Source organism: Plebeiibacterium sediminum (genome assembly GCF_026013605.1).
Lineage (GTDB): Bacteria > Bacteroidota > Bacteroidia > Bacteroidales > Marinilabiliaceae > Saccharicrinis > Saccharicrinis sediminus.
This window is the reverse complement of sequence record NZ_JAPDPJ010000004.1, coordinates 38,492-56,539: the sequence shown is the minus strand read 5'-3', so window position 1 is coordinate 56,539 and position 18,048 is coordinate 38,492. Positions and strand designations below refer to the sequence as shown.

Annotated in this window: 16 protein-coding genes and 2 tRNA genes; 6 read left to right on the top strand and 12 right to left on the bottom strand. The window is 31.1% G+C overall.

The window, feature by feature from the left end:
* Positions 1 to 112 precede the first annotated feature (112 nt).
* The 4 genes from OM075_RS03580 to metK all read right to left on the bottom strand — a co-directional run bounded on the left by OM075_RS03580 (position 113) and on the right by metK (position 6,884).
* A complete protein-coding gene (locus tag OM075_RS03580; RefSeq protein ID WP_301189099.1) occupies positions 113 to 3,211 on the bottom strand; it encodes a PAS domain-containing hybrid sensor histidine kinase/response regulator in 3,099 nt (1,032 codons plus the stop codon).
* 31 nt (positions 3,212 to 3,242) lie between these two features.
* A complete protein-coding gene (gene modA / locus OM075_RS03575; RefSeq protein ID WP_301189098.1) occupies positions 3,243 to 4,052 on the bottom strand; it encodes a molybdate ABC transporter substrate-binding protein in 810 nt (269 codons plus the stop codon).
* Between the two features lie 172 nt (positions 4,053 to 4,224).
* Positions 4,225 to 5,301: a lysylphosphatidylglycerol synthase transmembrane domain-containing protein gene (locus OM075_RS03570; protein WP_301189097.1), complete on the bottom strand. Its 1,077-nt coding sequence runs from the start codon at positions 5,299 to 5,301 to the stop codon at positions 4,225 to 4,227.
* 332 nt (positions 5,302 to 5,633) lie between these two features.
* Positions 5,634 to 6,884 carry a methionine adenosyltransferase gene (gene metK / locus OM075_RS03565; protein WP_301189096.1) on the bottom strand — a complete coding sequence of 417 codons (1,251 nt, stop codon included), beginning with the start codon at positions 6,882 to 6,884 and terminating at the stop codon, positions 5,634 to 5,636.
* 356 nt (positions 6,885 to 7,240) lie between these two features.
* Here metK and OM075_RS03560 point away from each other — a divergent pair.
* The 4 genes from OM075_RS03560 (at position 7,241) to radC (ending at position 8,502) form a co-directional block, all read left to right on the top strand.
* Positions 7,241 to 7,312, top strand: a tRNA-Glu gene (locus OM075_RS03560).
* 35 nt (positions 7,313 to 7,347) lie between these two features.
* Positions 7,348 to 7,599 carry a 30S ribosomal protein S20 gene (rpsT, locus tag OM075_RS03555; RefSeq protein ID WP_301189095.1) on the top strand — a complete coding sequence of 84 codons (252 nt, stop codon included), beginning with the start codon at positions 7,348 to 7,350 and terminating at the stop codon, positions 7,597 to 7,599.
* A gap of 13 nt (positions 7,600 to 7,612) precedes the next feature.
* Positions 7,613 to 7,684, top strand: a tRNA-Glu gene (locus OM075_RS03550).
* Positions 7,685 to 7,800: 116 nt separating this feature from the next.
* Positions 7,801 to 8,502, top strand: coding sequence for a RadC family protein (radC, locus tag OM075_RS03545; RefSeq protein WP_301189094.1), 702 nt, complete (start codon positions 7,801 to 7,803; stop codon positions 8,500 to 8,502).
* Here the strand turns inward: radC and OM075_RS03540 are convergent.
* The 7 genes from OM075_RS03540 to OM075_RS03510 all read right to left on the bottom strand — a co-directional run bounded on the left by OM075_RS03540 (position 8,495) and on the right by OM075_RS03510 (position 15,662).
* A complete protein-coding gene (locus tag OM075_RS03540; RefSeq protein WP_301189093.1) occupies positions 8,495 to 9,571 on the bottom strand; it encodes a glycosyltransferase in 1,077 nt (358 codons plus the stop codon). The genes radC and OM075_RS03540 overlap by 8 nt on opposite strands.
* Positions 9,568 to 10,866, bottom strand: a complete 1,299-nt coding sequence (locus OM075_RS03535) for an oligosaccharide flippase family protein (RefSeq protein ID WP_301189092.1) — start codon at positions 10,864 to 10,866, stop codon at positions 9,568 to 9,570. The genes OM075_RS03540 and OM075_RS03535 overlap by 4 nt, the downstream gene beginning before the upstream one ends.
* 13 nt (positions 10,867 to 10,879) lie before the next feature.
* On the bottom strand, positions 10,880 to 11,974 hold the full coding sequence (locus tag OM075_RS03530; protein ID WP_301189091.1) for a glycosyltransferase: 1,095 nt from the start codon (positions 11,972 to 11,974) through the stop codon (positions 10,880 to 10,882).
* Positions 11,975 to 12,274: 300 nt separating this feature from the next.
* Positions 12,275 to 13,795 carry a hypothetical protein gene (locus OM075_RS03525; RefSeq protein WP_301189090.1) on the bottom strand — a complete coding sequence of 507 codons (1,521 nt, stop codon included), beginning with the start codon at positions 13,793 to 13,795 and terminating at the stop codon, positions 12,275 to 12,277.
* Between the two features lie 90 nt (positions 13,796 to 13,885).
* On the bottom strand, positions 13,886 to 14,812 hold the full coding sequence (locus OM075_RS03520) for a hypothetical protein (protein ID WP_301189089.1): 927 nt from the start codon (positions 14,810 to 14,812) through the stop codon (positions 13,886 to 13,888).
* Positions 14,805 to 15,212 (bottom strand): sugar 3,4-ketoisomerase, encoded by a 408-nt coding sequence (locus tag OM075_RS03515; protein WP_301189088.1) that lies wholly within the window; start codon positions 15,210 to 15,212, stop codon positions 14,805 to 14,807. The genes OM075_RS03520 and OM075_RS03515 overlap by 8 nt, the downstream gene beginning before the upstream one ends.
* Positions 15,213 to 15,245: 33 nt before the next feature.
* Complete coding sequence (locus OM075_RS03510) at positions 15,246 to 15,662, bottom strand: sugar 3,4-ketoisomerase (protein WP_301189087.1); 417 nt, start codon at positions 15,660 to 15,662, stop codon at positions 15,246 to 15,248.
* Between the two features lie 77 nt (positions 15,663 to 15,739).
* On the opposite strand from OM075_RS03510, the gene OM075_RS03505 reads away from it, so the two are divergent.
* Positions 15,740 to 16,840 (top strand): DegT/DnrJ/EryC1/StrS family aminotransferase, encoded by a 1,101-nt coding sequence (locus tag OM075_RS03505; RefSeq protein ID WP_301189086.1) that lies wholly within the window; start codon positions 15,740 to 15,742, stop codon positions 16,838 to 16,840.
* Between the two features lie 16 nt (positions 16,841 to 16,856).
* Positions 16,857 to 17,510, top strand: a complete 654-nt coding sequence (upp, locus tag OM075_RS03500; protein WP_301189085.1) for a uracil phosphoribosyltransferase — start codon at positions 16,857 to 16,859, stop codon at positions 17,508 to 17,510.
* Between the two features lies 1 nt (position 17,511).
* On the opposite strand, the gene folK is transcribed toward upp, so the two are convergent.
* Positions 17,512 to 18,000 (bottom strand): 2-amino-4-hydroxy-6-hydroxymethyldihydropteridine diphosphokinase, encoded by a 489-nt coding sequence (gene folK, locus OM075_RS03495; protein WP_301189084.1) that lies wholly within the window; start codon positions 17,998 to 18,000, stop codon positions 17,512 to 17,514.
* Positions 18,001 to 18,048: the final 48 nt, after the last annotated feature.

Sequence of the window (18,048 nt, the reverse complement as noted above, 5' to 3'; positions counted from 1 at the left end):
AAGTAGTATTAAAAATACTTATTTAATCAGTTTACAATTTGATTTTAATACCTCCCAAAAGTATAAGATAAACAGCATGATCAATTTTTCATGGTGGATTAATTTTCATAGATTAAAGCCATTTATCCATTAATTGAGCCAGGTCATCTAACTTTACCGGCTTTCCGATATAATCATTCATTCCTGCTTCAATACAAACTTCCCTATCTCCTTTCATAGCATTTGCAGTCATTGCCACAATTGGAATATCAATATGATTTGATCTCAACTCCTGAGTGGCATCCAATCCATTCATGATAGGCATTTGTACATCCATCAGTATTAAATTAAAGGTAACATCACCGCTCAATACCATATCAACAGCTTCTTTACCATTATTAGCAATAGCAATCTTCAGCCCAATTTTATCGAGCATCTTTTCTGCTATTTTTTGATTAATAATATTATCCTCTACCAATAAAATAATTTTATTCTTAATCTTTTCTTCAAATGGGATCTTCTCCTTTCCACTACCACTTGATCCAATGTGTGAATCGAGAAACATCTCTTTTATGGTTTCAAATAGCTGATTATGTTTTATCGGTTTATATAATACATTATCAATTGATTTAAATCCATATTTTTGATTCCATTGAAGATCTGAAGTAAACAACACCACCCTTAGTTTCTCATTGACTTCCTTTAGCTTTGATACAAAATCATCATCAATCCTGCTAAAAACATGAGCATCAATAATGACTAACTCTAAATCTGATTTTTCCTTAACAATTTCCATTGCCGACTTTTCATCAGCACAACTTTGTGAGACAATACCCCAATTATTAAGCGTTTTCTTAAGTAATAAAAGGTTTGTTTTATGATTATCGATTACTAGTGTCTTAATTCCCTTAAACCTTCCTTCCTGAAGTTCATTTGATTCCTGGTTCTTATCAATATCAAATGGCAGTATGAAATGAAATATTGAACCTGGATTTTCAGTGCTCCAAACAAAATTAGGATTTGGACTTTCTACCCAAATCTTACCTCCCATAAGTTCAATAAGCATTTTTGAAATGCTTGTTCCTAAACCTGTTCCTCCAAATTTACGAGTAGTTGATCCATCAGCCTGAGTAAATGATTCAAATATCTTTTCAAGTTTATCTTTCGGAATTCCTATTCCTGAATCCTCTACTGCAAAATGCAATGTAATTTGCGATCCGATTTGTTTGCTAACCTCCACCTTCAATACAACTTCGCCTTCTGAAGTAAACTTTACACTATTTCCTAATAAATTAATTAATACCTGTATAAGTCGACTTTCATCACCAATTAAAATATTAGGTATTGTTTGCTCTACACTACTAATAAGCTCAATTCCTTTTTCATTGGTTTTAAACGACATCTGGTCCATCAAATAATCTATAGTTGACCTAAAATTAAATGGATATGGCTCAATCTTCATCTTACCAGCCTCAATTTTAGAGAAATCGAGGATATCATTGATAATATTTAATAGATTTTCGCAAGAACGACCAATTATAGAAACTACATTGCTTTGCTCCTTTGATAATTTAGTATTTCCAAGTAGCTCGGTAGCACCAATAATACCATTCATTGGCGTACGAATTTCATGGCTCATATTGGCAAGAAATTCAGACTTGGCTTTATTTGAATCGGCCTCTCTCTTCTGTATTTCTTTTTGAGCACTAATATCCATGAAAGCTTCCAGGTAAACATCTTCATTATTTAACCTAATAGGAATGATGTTTTTAAGTATTGATCTTGAGATATTATTTTGCTTTACAATCAGCTGTTCTTCCAAAACCGAGATTACAATTCTTGTGGAAGGATCAGAAACATGCTCTTCTTTCTGAGTGATAAAAACCTCTCCATACTCTTGCTTTTTACTTGCTGCAATAACTTCCTTAGTATTTTTGTACCCCATTATTGTAGCCGCAGTATCATTAGCCTGGATAATTTCTTTGCTATTATTTACAATTAATATACCTACAGGAAGATTCTCTATAATCGTTTTCATTGATTCTATTGATTCTTCCAGAGATAATGTAAGATTCCGTTTTTCTGTAATATCTTCTTTTATTGCAATAAATGATGATATAGTTTTAGATTTACTTAGAACCGGAGATATCAAAACTTTTTCCCAATACAATTCTCCGTTCTTATTTTTATTATTGATTTCGCCTGTCCAGATTTTACCTGCCTGAATCGTATTCCAAAAGGCGGGGGAATTATTATTGTTTGTTACATGAAACGCATCAATATTCCTACTCAAAACTTCTTCTTTACTAAATCCAGATATTTCCTCAAAACCTTTATTTACATATTCAATATTCCCTTTAGTATCTGTAATCATAATAGAAATCGGACTTTGCTCAACTGCCTGTAATAACTTTTCATTACTTTCTTCGGCCTTCTTTCTGTTAAGAATTACTTTTTTAATCTGAACGATAATATAGTAAGTAACAATAATTGCTAACAAGTTAAATATAAACAATATGGCATATTTAATATTATTGTATTTATTAATAATATTAATACTCGCATTGTTTAACGACACTACATTTTTATTGATGTCGTAAGAAATTTTGTTTTCAATTTCATTAACTCTTGAAAACAAAGACTCCGATTGCTTGATATAAAAATTAATGGTTTGCAGATAATTTTCTCTATCTAATACCGGATTTTCAAGGTTTGAAGAAATAACAGCCACTATTTTACCCGACAACAATTCCAAATCTCCAATTTTAGGAGCCAGCTCTCTTATCTCCGGTATACTACCTGTAAATTCATCTATTTCATGTACAATAATTTCCGTAATCTGTTCCTTATCCTGTAGGTTTACAGGTTTCACTTCATTCAGAGTTCCGCCTTTATCTAAAATCTCAACTATATCTAAACATTCTGAAATTAAAGACTCAATGTCATTTTGCGTATTTTTAAGCTGCTGCGGATGTTCAATTCCTGTAAAACCTTTAAAAAGCAGATTCAGTTTCAGAATATTTTTTTGAAGAACTTTATCAATTTTTTGTTTTTGCTCCTGATTATGAATGATTTTCTGATATCGTAGTATATAAGCCTGATCAAAATAATTTTCAATAACCATTATTGCTGTTATTGTAAGCAAGAATATTGCTAACAACAAATACAGTTTTACAACAATAGATTCATCGAAAACTTTTACAGACCTATTTCTATTCTTTAATTTCACCACTAGTCGCCAATTTTATAAATTGAGTATAAATTTAAAAAATTAATGACTTCCTCCTATTAATTCCGTACTTTCTAAATACAGAAATTCCATTTTCTCCTGTGGCATAATTAAGAAAATCTCTTGCAAGATCAGCATTATTACTTGTGGAAAGAATTCCGGCGTAGATTTCTGAAGGTAAATCTTTACCCTCAGGTATAGGAAAAATATCAACTTCATTGGCATTTCCATTATGATAAAGATCACTCTGCCAATTAATTATCAACTGAGCCTCGTTGTTTTCCAAACTTTTCACCAACCCTCTTGAATCCGTTGTTAAAGCAACTACATTCATCAAAAGTTCCTCATAGATCTTTTCCCTATTCAAAAGCTTTCTGGTTTCGGCACCTAAAGAAGAGGTTTCAGGGTTAGCAATAATTAATGCATATTTTCGCTCAGTAAGTGATTTTATATTACCGGAATATTGTGATGGATTTCCTTTAAGTGACATAACCACTAAAGGATTGAAGCCTATAAATGCAGAATCTACAATAAATGATTTGGACGAACCTTGTAACTTTTTAAATCCTTCTTTTGAGGCAGGAAGGTAAATATCTCCCTTTAACGAATATTGTATCAGACTTGCCAGATTTTGAGAACAATCATTATGTAATTTAATTACACATTCTTCTTTTAATTCAAATTCTTCCTTCAGTTCCATGAGAGCCGGTACCATAACATTCTCACAGTATATTAAAATTTCCTTTTTATTATTTTGATCTTTAGCTAAGACATTATTGTTTTTATTGCGCTCAGTACAAGAACCTACAATTACAACTAAAACAAGTAATAGTAAATATTTCACGATATAAATTTATAGTATAACACACTGCTTTACCAATAGCAACAAAACCAGCTAAATATAATTATGAAAACTTAGTTTTGTAACATAAAACTATTTGATAAGCAAGTTAAGGATAAACACGCAATCGCAAATATAAGTTAGTCACATAAATCACAAGATTAATCAAATATAACTAACGCTTTATAAAGTGTTTACGTATCCAGCGCGGCACAATTAAAATTCCAATGAACAAATAAGGATAATAACTCAGTAGACGCCATATAAAAGCTAAAGTTACTCCGGTTCCAGCAGGAACCACTCCATTTAAAAACTCTTTGAATACATATTCAGCAAATCCACTTCCTCCCGGAGTAGGACTAACCAGCATCATAATCCACATTACCAGCTGTTTTCCAAATACAAGCAAATTGTCATCATAACTTAGAAATTGAAACCCAAAAAATGAAATAATAATTGTGTTTACAACCCAATATCTGCTAGTCCAACTTAATGCCGTAGCAAAAAAAGCTTGTACCCAATTAACAAATGACCAGTCTCTAAACTCTCTTGATGCAGTAATCAGGTCCGTTCCTGATTCATTAGCTTCCGGACGCCATTTTCTAATTATTGGCAATTTAAAAATCCATAAAAGAAGAAATTTTAATCCTCTGGGATTTATAAACAATCCATAAGTTAGTATGAGTGTATATAAAAATTTTAACCCATAACCTGCCAGAGCAAAAACTAAAAACTGGTTTTTATACCAGGGAATCTTATCCAGCCCCTCTACACCAAACCCAAAAATATCACTTCTGCCAATGATCAGCAAAACAATAGGAAACGCTATAATAAAGTATAATTCGTCCAAAAAGGAAGTCACCATAACAATAGCAGTACTCCGACCAATTTTTATTCCTTCCTTGTTTAAAAAGAAAATAGCAACACTCGTTCCTCCAATTGCTGATGGTGTAATTGCAGAGGTAAATTCCCACAACATTACAATTGAGAATGCTTTACGTAAAGTCAACTGATTGTGAGACAACAAGCGAATTCTGATAATATATCCAAAATCACGAATTGCCATTAACAGAAGAGATACAGCCAACCAAATAAATGTAGAATAAGTTAACTTAACAGCATCAAAACTACCAGGAGTATATTCATTATAAAGCATATACCCTGAAATACCTATCCCTATTAATATGGGAAATATGATTCTGGACGGCCTTATACTTTTTACTATTTTTCCCGAGTTATCAGATGATGTCATACACCGTTTGTTTTGTATAGAAACAATAAAGTTAATGATACCATATGCAATAGAAAATGATATAAAGAAAAATTTGGAAAGAATTTGAGATTTGTGATAAGAAAGTGCCGGAAACGAAAAAAGGATAGATGGAACATCTATCCTTTACCCTTAAAATCAGCTTTGTTAACCAAATCTAAATCTATGAAAAAAAATCTACAGTACAAATGTATGGGTTTCTTTAGTGAACACGTATAAAAAAAAGTTAAAGCGTGTTAATCTTGCCATTTTATTATAAAAAACAAAAGCTATTTCAGTTGAGAAATAGCTTTTGTGATAAGTATTTATTTAAATTATAAACCAAAGGCAGTTTTAATCTGATCAATAAAATCTAATTTTTCCCAGGTAAAGAATTCAACTTCTTTTTCAACATCCACACCATTTTCTTTTACAATTACTTTATCTGTATAAGGTGCACGTCCAACATGTCCATATGCCGCCGTTGGTTCAAAAATTGGATTCTTTAATCCAAATCGTTTAACAATTGCAGCAGGACGCATATCAAAAATAGTATTGATTTTAGCTGCTATTTCACCATCTGTTAAATCTACTTTAGATGTACCATAAGTATTAACAAATAATCCTACAGGCTCAGCAACACCAATTGCATAGGCTACTTGTACTAAAACTTCTTCTGCTACACCTGCAGCAACCATATTTTTAGCAATATGTCTCGATGCGTAAGCTGCAGATCTATCTACCTTAGAACTATCCTTACCTGAAAAAGCACCTCCACCATGAGCACCTTTACCTCCGTAAGTATCAACAATAATCTTTCTTCCGGTTAATCCAGTATCTCCATGAGGTCCTCCAATTACAAATTTTCCTGTTGGATTAACATGTAAAATATATTCTTCATCAATTAACGAAGCTTCCTCTGCGCTTAATTTAGCTTTTACTCTTGGTATTAGAATATTTTTTACATCAGCCTTAATTTGATCCAACATTGTTTTTTCTTCATCAAACTCATCATGTTGAGTAGAAATAACTATTGTATGAACTCTTACTGGCTTATTATCATCCCCATATTCCAATGTAACCTGTGATTTTGAATCAGGACGCAAATAAGTCATTTCTTTTTGCTCCCTTCTAATCGCAGCTAACTCAACTAATAATAAATGTGATAAATGTAAAGGGAAAGGCATATATTCAACTGTTTCGGTACATGCGTAACCAAACATCATTCCCTGGTCTCCAGCTCCCTGACTGTCCTCATCTTCTCTCTCCACACCTCTGTTGATATCTTCACTCTGTTCATGTATAGCAGAAATAACACCACAAGAACCTGAGTCAAACATATACTCTGACTTGGTATAACCTATTCTATCAATTACTCTACGAGCAATATTTTGTACCGGAACATAACCATTTGTCTTTACTTCTCCACTTAATACTACCAATCCAGTAGTAACTAAAGTTTCAGCAGCAACCTTTGATTCTTTATCCTGACGAAGAAATTCATCTAATAAAGCATCTGAAATTTGGTCAGCAACTTTATCTGGGTGACCTTCTGATACGGATTCTGATGTAAATAAATATCCCATTACTATTTAAATATATTATATGAATAAAATAATACGGATAGTTAAACAGGAAAGAAATATGCATTTTAGCACTTTTTTTGAGTGGTTGCAATCAGTCAAATCCATCCACTATCCTTTTAAGATTTCGGTTACAAAATTATAAAAAGAAAAATATTTATATCATCTCCTTTGATTTTTTTTCACTTAATTAATGTAGGATATCAATGACATCAAAAAAAATATAAATTTTATTTGTCTGATTATCTGCACTTAGTGTTTTTTTTGAATATTTTTTTTCAAAAAAATTTGGAGTCTATGTAATTTGCTATATCTTTGCATCCGCATTTGAAACGGTAACGACGTTATCAAAACAAAATGCTCCGTTCGTCTAGGGGTTAGGACGCCAGGTTTTCATCCTGGTAACAGGGGTTCGATTCCCCTACGGAGTACTAAGTAAAAAGGTTGATATAATAACGATAGTAAGATGGCAAATCATAAATCGGCGTTAAAAAGAATTCGTCAAGCAGAAAAAAGAAGAGTACACAATAAGTATTACGCAAAAACAACTCGTAATGCAGTAAAAAAATTACGTGGTACTAGCGAAAAAGAAGCTGCTGCAGAAATGTTTCCAAAAGTTGCTGCTATGCTTGATAAATTAGCTAAAAGAAACGTTATTCATAAAAATAAAGCTTCTAACTTAAAATCAAAGTTAGCTAAGCATATTAACAAGCTTTAAAGCTTTACAAGTTGCTCCGTTCGTCTAGGGGTTAGGACGCCAGGTTTTCATCCTGGTAACAGGGGTTCGATTCCCCTACGGAGTACAATAGAAAGCCTTCATGGAAAACATGAAGGCTTTTTTATTTGCATAATATTTGGCAAAGTTAAACAAGATAGTTAATTTAGAAATGAATTAATTATCAAACTTTAACCATTTGCTATGTCCTACCAAAAATTAAGCATTAAAAACTGGGCTGTTGAAGATCGACCCAGAGAAAAATTACTCTCCAAAGGCATTACCAGTTTATCCAATGCAGAATTAATTGCCATACTAATTGGATCAGGCAATAGAGATGAATCAGCTGTTGATTTATCGAAAAGGATTCTACATGATGCCAATAATAACCTTAATGAATTAGGAAAATATTCTATTGAAAACCTACAGAAAAACTACCGGGGCATTGGCGAAGCTAAAGCTATTTCAATTGTAGCTGCACTTGAACTGGGTAAAAGAAGAAAGCTTAGTGAAATTCAGGAAAAAACCCAGATAAGAAGTAGTCATGATGTTTTTGAACTTATGCATCCAGTATTATCCGATCTACCTCATGAAGAATTTTGGATTATATTTTTAAACCGGGCTAATAAGGTAATTTCCAGTCGTAAAATAAGTCAAGGAGGATTGTCAGGTACGGTCATCGACACTCGCATCATCATGAAATCTGCTCTGGAACAATTAGCCTCTTCAATAATTCTTTGTCACAATCACCCTTCTGGGAATAAACTGCCCAGTCAGCAAGATAAATCAATTACTTCCAAGCTTAAAGAGGCTGGCAAAATTATGGACATCCCTGTTTTGGATCATATCATAGTTACTGATGGAGGGTATTATAGTTTTGCTGATGAAGGAGAGATATCTATATAAATAGTTCCTCATATTTGCTAATTGTAGTCTGACATTCAAAGTCTAAGGCTCTTTTATCAATGAGTTTTTTACTTATTGGTTCAGTAATTGCCTTTGCCATCAATGACGCAAATTCTTTTGGATCATCATAACTTTTAGAGATAAAACCGTATTTACCATTTTCTAAAATCTCAACAGAACCCATATTTGGTGTTGAAACTACATTTTTTCCAAGTACCAAGGCCTCTATAACAATTCCTGGCAATGCTTCTGAAAATGAAGTAACTGCAATTAAACTTGCATTTTTAATCAGATAATAACAATTGGGTAAATTTCCAGTAAAAATTACTTTCGATGAAAGTCCGTAGTCCTTTGCTAAAACTTTTAGCATTTGTTTCTGATCCCCATCTCCGGAAATAACCAATTTGTATTCAGGATATTTTTTTTCAAAAACAAAAAATGAATCAATTAATAACCTAAGATTTTTAATTTCTACTAATCTAACCCCAACAAAAATATACTTTTCAGGAATCAACTCCTGATTATAGGTTGATATGAAAGACTTACTCTCGATATCTTCCTTATCAAACGAATTATATATTCGTAATATATTCTTTTTAGGTAAAAACTCTTCCAATAACGATTTTATTCCTTCAGAAACGGCAATAACCTTATATGCTTTTGGATATAACAATTTCATAAACCATTTATAATATCTTCCGTAAATAAATTTACTCTTTAATTCTATATCAAAATAGTTTCCTTGGGTGGCTATCACTCTAGCTACACCTCCTGAAATCATATTTGCCAAAATTGTATACTCGTTGTATACATTTGAACCTGTTATAATATAATTGGGCTTATTCTTCTTTATATATTTAATTAAATAGAAAAATGACTGTGTAATCCTTCGATTTCCAAAATGAATTAAATTTATTCCCCTATTAAGTTCATTCAAAAGTTCTCCTGTATTATTACATATAACAAAATCTACATCATACCCCTTATTATGTAATTCATTCGCCTGATTAACAAATACCCTTGTAACTCCTCCGATGTTTAACGAATGTGTAAAAAAAGTAATTTTCATAATGTGCTTACATTCTCTAAATACATTAAACGCCTATAAACAAGATTTAATGCTATGAAATAAATTAAAGTATTTAAAAAGTATATAAAAGTACTCCCCTTTATTCCAAGTATTGGAATAAAAATAACGGCATTAATAACAGAAACAACACCAATAAACAACTCTAGAAATATATACGTTTTAATTTTCTCCTTAAACATAATGGTAATTGCAAAAAACCAATTAAGTACACGTATAACATCACCGATACACTGAAAGGAGAACAAATCTTTCATACCTTCAAATTCATGTGTAAATAAAATTTCTATTATAATTTCTTTAAAAAGAAATATCATTACACTACCTATAACCAGAATTGGAAAAATAATCTTTATGGATTTAAAAATTTCAGTTTTTAAACTTCTAAAATTATGGAGTGATGAAATACGAGGTAGAAAATATAAGCTTAAAGTAGTGATGATTATATTTACATAAGTATCTGATATTCTTTTTATACCGTCCCACCAACCTGCCTCTATCAAAGAACAATTATCTATAATAATATTTCTTATAATAATTTTTAAGATAGGCGTAATACTTGATGCTACCAAAAGAGTTAATCCAAACCCTAATAACCTTAGGATAATTTTTCTGGATAGACTAATCTTATGATTTGTAAAAAACCACCTGACCGACAATATAACTCCATAACACAAGCATAAAAAACTACTTATATATAAAGCCCATACGGCACCCTTAAGTTGGTATAAATAGGTAAGAATAATTAATACAAGAAAACTTACTATACTGATAAACAGATTATAGTTAATGAATTTTTTATAATTCTCTATACCTTGAATAAAGGCCAATAACACATTAGTAAAAGAATAGCAAAAAATAAAAAAACCGGAAGATCTTATTATAGTTATAAAGGATTCATCAATAAGAAGTATATTACATATTCTTGATGCCGATAAAAATATTATTACAGAAACTATCAGGCTAAAAAATATCGTTATAAACAAGGCATTGGATAAAACTAATCTTTGTCGAAGAATGGAAAATTTATATTGAGAGGATAACTTTGTAACTCCATGATTAATTCCACCGCTAGCGATATTTGTTCCAATTTGAATAAAGTTTGATACCTGTGTAAATATAGCCATACCAGAAGCTCCAAGCCATAAAGAAATGATTTTAATATTAACTATGCCTATGATAAACCTAACCAATACCTGCTTCGAGTTACTCCACGATATTTTTACAAGATCACTTGATAAAAAAAGATTTATATATTTAGTAATAAACGATCTCAAACCTATAATTTAGTTAGATAAATTTCTTCCAATATTCAATATATTGTTTAGCGACTTTAACACAATCAAAATGTTTTACAACAAACTCTCTACTTTTTATTGCTCGATCATACAACGACCTTCTATTTGTAATTATCTTTTCCAACGTAAAATATATCATTTCATCAGAAGTGTTAAAATCTATTATTGGTTTATTATCATATTCACCTAATGTTGCATAAAAACGTTCTCCTCCACAACTACCAATAATTAAACCTTTTGCCATTGCAATAATGGCATTCATTCCTAATCCATTTGCATAAATTTGATCGCATAAGATATGTGAGCTATTCAGCAGTTTTGTATATTCTTTCAGAGGGACAGAATTAACAACTTCTATCTCGACTTCATTAGGATAGTTTATTTCTAACTTTCTTAAAACCTTTAAAATTCTATCTAATCCTTTGATAACAATCCTATCATTCATTAGACCAACAAAGAATTTAATTTTCTCTGTTTCTGGTTTTAGTGTGTTTACAAAAGAATACTCGGAGGTATCTATAGGTAGAGGAATGTACGTAGTTTTATTCGGATACGAATTCTTATATGCGTCATAATATCCATTTGAAGTGGCAATTATTCCATTACAATATGTGGATATTTTTTTTTCCAATTTAGCAAGCGGTTTATTACTTGCTAAAAGCTTCATTCGATTAATATAGGGATCATCCTTAATATATGTATTATAAAACACAGAATAATCTAACTGTCCTGATAAGGCATATTTTACATAAGTATAATCCATGCCTGTTGCACAGGTAAAAAATACACCATTTTTTCTCTTTAAGAAATCAAAATATGCACTTGACAAATAAGGAGAAGACATTAAAAAATTTGGAGAAATCAATTGTACAATATCAAAGCCTATCAATTTATGATAATTTTGATATAGCTTATAAAGAAATGTAATTCGATTTTGATTATCAGGGCGCTTAATATCAATATCTCTAGTGATGTTTTTCCAACCATCACCTTCTGAGGCTACAGTTACATTCACTCCTAATTTCTTTAATCCTTTTGCTAAATTATAATGGAACCCACTATAATCACCCAATAAAAGTACTTTCATATTAAAGTAATAAAAACATATAATATTAACATACTAATTCTATAATTATTATGTTACCATCCTTAAAAGTCTATATTAGTATGAATTTTTTTTTCTTATTACCTATCAAAAAAAACTAATTACAAAAGACAAAAATTAAAGGTAATTAGAATATATAAAAATCAATATTTAATAACTTTATCCGTTTACTCTATTGTTACCCCATAAAAACAGTATATCGTTTCAATAACCTGATATATAAAAATTAATAAATTCAACCAATATGAAGGCAAACATAAAAAAGTTCTTATTTAAAAAGAACTAGTTAATCATCCCTTTATGTTTCCAGATAGTAACTTTGCCATTTGAATTGACAAAGTCTACGGACGATAAAAATTCAGGATGAAATTTTAATAGTTTCTCATTAAATGTTGCATTATAAGTAACTATTGCATCATACTTCTTATCCATAATCTTATTATAATATTCAAATGTATTACCTCCTATACGGTAAACATCACGTGGCCAACCCACCTGAGGTATGTTCCTACCTGATTCACAAATAATCAAGACCTTTTGGTCTTCTGATAACATATTATCTAAATAAGACTTACTATCCTTAAAGGTCTGAATAATTTTATCCTCTCCCCCATTTAATACATTTGAAAACACTGAATCATACCGCTTATACTGACTTCGAGAAGCTATAAATAAACCAGCCAAAAATGTAACTGAGATAAAAAGAACAACCTTACTCTTTTTAAGAGTAGTCAAATCAATGGTAAATAATAAATATATAAGTAACAATGTAATTACAGGAAGCCAGACATCTATGGAATAATATTCATGTACAGAAACATTTTCTAACATTAGAATAGTGAATAATAGTGCCCCAATTGCATTTAACATCATCCATAAAAAAAGTGGTTTCATTAACTTATCCATTGTAGTTTGTTTGAAAAACAAAACTATTAAAGCTATAATTACAATAAAATGAGCAGGAGGAAGCACCAATCTTGGATAAACCAGGAGAATTTGCTTCATATAAAAATAAACTTCATGGAGGTTTTTAACAAAATCCGGAGCATTCATAAATACTGAACCATACTTTCTTGCAAGAAATTGATTGTATATAAAATAGCTTACCACACAGAACAGAGATATTAAACATGTCAAAATTTTTATTTCAAATTTTCTGTTTCTAATACTCTGAACTATAAAGGTGCAAAGTATTGCAATAATAGGAATTATCTGAATAAAACGCATTAATGCAGCAAGGGTTAGGAAGATTATTCCTAGATAAAACTTTTTTTTATAACTGTTATTATTGAAATAATGCAAAAGATATGATAACCCTAAAACAAAAGTATTGTAGGCAGTAGCACAAACATGAAAATTATCTTGATAAAAACTATAGCAGGGCTGTAAAAAAACAAATGAACATATAAGAAAGGCATATATCTTTCCTTTAAAATAAAGTATTGATTTAAATAACATAAAAAAGCATACAAGACTCCATAATAATACAATAATTCTATACACAATGGGTGAAACTTGTCCTGTAAGTTTAAAAGCAATTGCAACAACATAATGTAGTAATGGAAAGTCACTTGCCGTGATTCCCTGAGGATTTGCTAACTCTTTTTCAGGAGGCAATCCCGGATTAAGTGAAAATGTTTTAGGGTGAAAGAAGTCAAATCCATTATCCAAAAAACCTTGCGCTAAAGCATAATGATCAGCATGAGCCCATGCAAAAGCACTCATTGGCATTTTATCAATACTCATGCTATGTAAAAAGATTGATATAACAATTAAAAATCCAAAAGGAATATAATTTTTCACTATAACGTCTGTTTATTTAGTAAATATATAAGAGACATACTATATAATTGGGTCAATCCCATATTGAGATAACATCTAAATGAGAATTACTTACCTGTTTGTGTATTTATTAGCAACATAAATACTAGCACCAAATCTTTGTTTTAAATAGAGCAGACTTAAATTTACATCATCATTAATCATACAGGTTCCCAAATCAATAAACTCCTTACTTTTTTTAAATTTATCTATAATTAAATAGTACAATGCATGTATGGCTCTATTGCTCCTACCTTCAGAAGAAGTTGCTATATATTGCATTTTCAATACTTCACCATTATCGAATAACACTGATCCTGCATCTATTTTATTTGTAGTATTATTTCGAACAGCATTTACGTATATACGAGAAGAGAACTTCTCTTGCAGAGATTTAATTTCGTCAATAGTATGAATTGGTGTTGTTTGATGTTGCTCTTTCAAATTACTTTCTAAAACGGGCCAAAATTCTTCTATAGAAACCTGATCTTCAAACGCAAACAAATCTAAACGAAGTTTTCTACGCTCAATTGATGATTTGGGAAATTCATGATTCCTACAATAAATAAAAGCTCCCAAATCTTGATTTTTATTATAAGATCCTTTCATATCAAAATAAAAATCCTGAGATTGACAAAGTGATGAATGATAAAAATATGGGATAGTTTTGAAAGTATATACCTGATAACCGATCATTTTGATAAAATGAATTAATTCATCGTAATACATCACTACATTTTCGAAACTAATATTTGATTTACAAATCATCCCTCCATAAGTAAGTCCTTGATGACTGTAAAAATGATTAGCGTTGACATTGGCTGGCAATAAGGCCTTTAACTTATTCTTTTCATAAAGCATTAATGAACAATCATTAAACCTTGAATGATGGTATTCTACATAATCTCTAAAAAATAGAAATGAATAATTATCGGCTCTTTCTACAAAATCATCCCATTCTTGCTTTTTATCAGGAGTATATCTTACAATTTCAATCATTTTCTACTTTGAACTCGTTATAATTTCTAATATAATCTTGCTCTTCATATAACCCCGAATTCATAACCAACACAACACTTCCTGTGCTAAAATCATTTAACTCTCTCCAAATGCCAGAGACAATATGTAAGGCTTTGTGAGGAGTATTTAGAAAGATCTTCTTTTTTTCGTTTCCATCATCAATAATAATATTAAAACTACCACTTGCCGCAATTACAATTTCATGCTGTTCTTTATGGGCATGGCCTCCTCTCTCCGCTCCTGATGGAATATCATATGTAAAGTAAACCCTCTTAATGTCAAATGGAATTATACTATTAGATTCCAGGAACGAAAGAGATCCTTTATCTGAAGATATCTTGGGTATATCTATTATTTTACAATGGTGTATAGTACTCATAAAATCCTTTATAGAAGAATTATTCAACTCATTTTACAATGAAAATATTTTCTTAAAATCAGAAGAATACTCGTTGAAATCTCTTAAATACTCACTCTCCTCAAATTTTGTATCTGCAACAACTAAACATATACTGTTTGATAAAAAACCACCTATTTTACGCCATGTATAAGGTGGAATAAGAATACCCTTATGGGTTGTGTCAAGCTTAAAGGTATGTTTTGCTTCTCCCCTAATCGTTTCAACTGTAATTCCGCCCGACAAAGGTAATATAAACTCAGTCGTATTTTTAAAAGCATGACCTCCCCTTTCTTCCCCTCCCGGTACATCGTAAATCCAGTAAACACGCTCAATTTTAAAGGGAATTTGATGGTTATCTTCCAAAAAACTTAAATTACCTCGTAAATCTTTTATTTTAGGAAGTTCTATAAACCTTACCTCATTATCCATAACAGATTTCTTATCTTTGATTCAAATATAAATATTATAACGTAACACCTATTTTTTTAGTATAAGTAAAAGTCATCATGCAAATACCTTTTCTAAATCTTAAACGTCAAAATATTCAATATAAAGATGAAATGATGTCAGCATTTGAATCTGTTATAGACTCCGGATGGTATATTCTTGGTGAACAAGTGGAAAAATTTGAAAAATCACTTTCTGAATATATTGGAACTCAATATGTGATTGGAGTAGGAAATGGATTAGATGCATTGACATTAATTTTAAGAGGCTACAAAGAATTAGGTGTACTAAAAGAAGGTGATGAAGTGATCGTTCCGGCGAATACTTATATTGCAACCATAATAGCTATTATCGAAAATCAGTTAGTTCCTGTTCTGATTGAACCTGATCCAAATACCTATAATATAGATCCTACAAAAGTTGAAGAAGCCATCAGCGCCAAAACAAAAGCCATTTTAACAGTACATTTATATGGTCAGGTTACTGCAATAAGTGAACTTTTAAAAATCACTAGAGCCCACAACCTGCTTTTATTAGAAGATAATGCTCAAGCCATTGGTGCGAAATATAACGGAATTAAAACCGGTGCATTGGGTGATGCTGCAGCTTTTAGCTTTTACCCAGGCAAAAACTTAGGAGCTCTGGGCGATGCAGGTGCAATTACAACAAATGACTTGAAACTTGCCGAGGTCGTTAAGTCCATTAGAAATTACGGTTCTTCAGAAAAATATAAAAATAAATATATTGGGGTTAATTCCCGACTTGACGAAGCACAGGCTGCCATTCTAAATGTAAAACTTGCTCATCTTGAAAAAGAAACTGAAGAAAGAAGACAAATTTCTGACATTTATCTTTCTAGAATTAAAAATGATAACATAGTTTTGCCAAAAATTACAGATAGTAAATCCCATGTATGGCATTTGTTTGTAATTAGAACCGGTTTTCAGAAAAAGTTTATGGATTATATGTCATCTTTAGGAATAGGAACAATGTGTCATTACCCGATTCCTCCTCATAAACAAGAGGCGCTTAAAGATTTTTCGTCTTTATCGTTACCTATTACTGAAGCCATACACAATGAAGTGGTAAGTATTCCTCTTTATTCAACATTAAATAATGATGAAATAGAATATATCATAGAAGCTATAAATAAGTTTTAATTATAATTTTATTAAAATGGATATCCATATTTTCAACAAGAAAAATTCACTTTTCAATCAGTTTATTGCAGAGATCAGGGATAAAGAAATTCAGCAAGATCCTTTACGTTTTAGAAGAAACATTGAACGCATGGGCGAAATTTTAGCCTATGAGATCAGTAAAGAATTAAGTTATACAAGCATCGATGTAACTACTCCTCTTGGTACTTCTCACGAATTTGTATACGAGGAGAATGTTGTTATTGCAACAATTTTAAGAGCCGGTCTTCCTTTGCACCAAGGGGTATTAAACTATTTCGATAGCGCTGAGAACTGCTTTGTATCTGCCTACAGAAAATATAATGAAAAAGGTGAATTTGATATTCATATTGAATACATTTCATCTCCATCACTTGAAGGAAAAACGGTTATTCTTACTGACCCAATGTTAGCAAGTGGTGCCTCTATGGAATTGGCCTACAAAGCCATTTTAACCAAAGGAAAACCAAAGCACATTCATATTGCTTCAATAATTGGAAGTGAAGAAGGTTTGGAATACATTAAAGAAAATATGGCTGCTGAAAATATTACACTTTGGATTGGAGCTGTGGATAAAACACTTAATGATAAAAAATACATTGTTCCAGGACTAGGTGATGCTGGTGATTTGGCCTTTGGAACAAAATTATAATTTACTTAAACTTCTTGACCCATCCTTCATCTTCGCACTCAATCAATAATTCTTTCATGGTTTTATGGAGTGTTGGATGAAGGAGATTTTCCCATTTCTCAACAAGTGGCAGTAAAGTAAATTTTCTTTTATGTAATTGTGGGTGCGGAATAGTTAAACGGGCAGATTTTTTTACTAAATCTTCATAAAACAGGATATCAATATCCATGGTTCTTCCTTCATAACCCTTAGTAGTTTTTGCTTTACGACCTAATTCTTTTTCAATAGATTGAGAGATTTCTAATATATCCATCGCATCCATAGTGCATTTAACTTCCAACACCTGGTTCAAAAAGTTCTGAGCATGCTCAAATCCCCAGGGTTCACTTTCGTAAATACCGGATTCATTTGTTATCCTACCAATTCTTTCTTCAATTAAATCCTTTGACATTTTAATATTATCCATCCTGTCACCTTCATTCCCTCCTATTAACAACAACACTTTGCTCATATAACTACATCATATCTTAGTAATACCTATCCAAAACTCCTTTTTTAT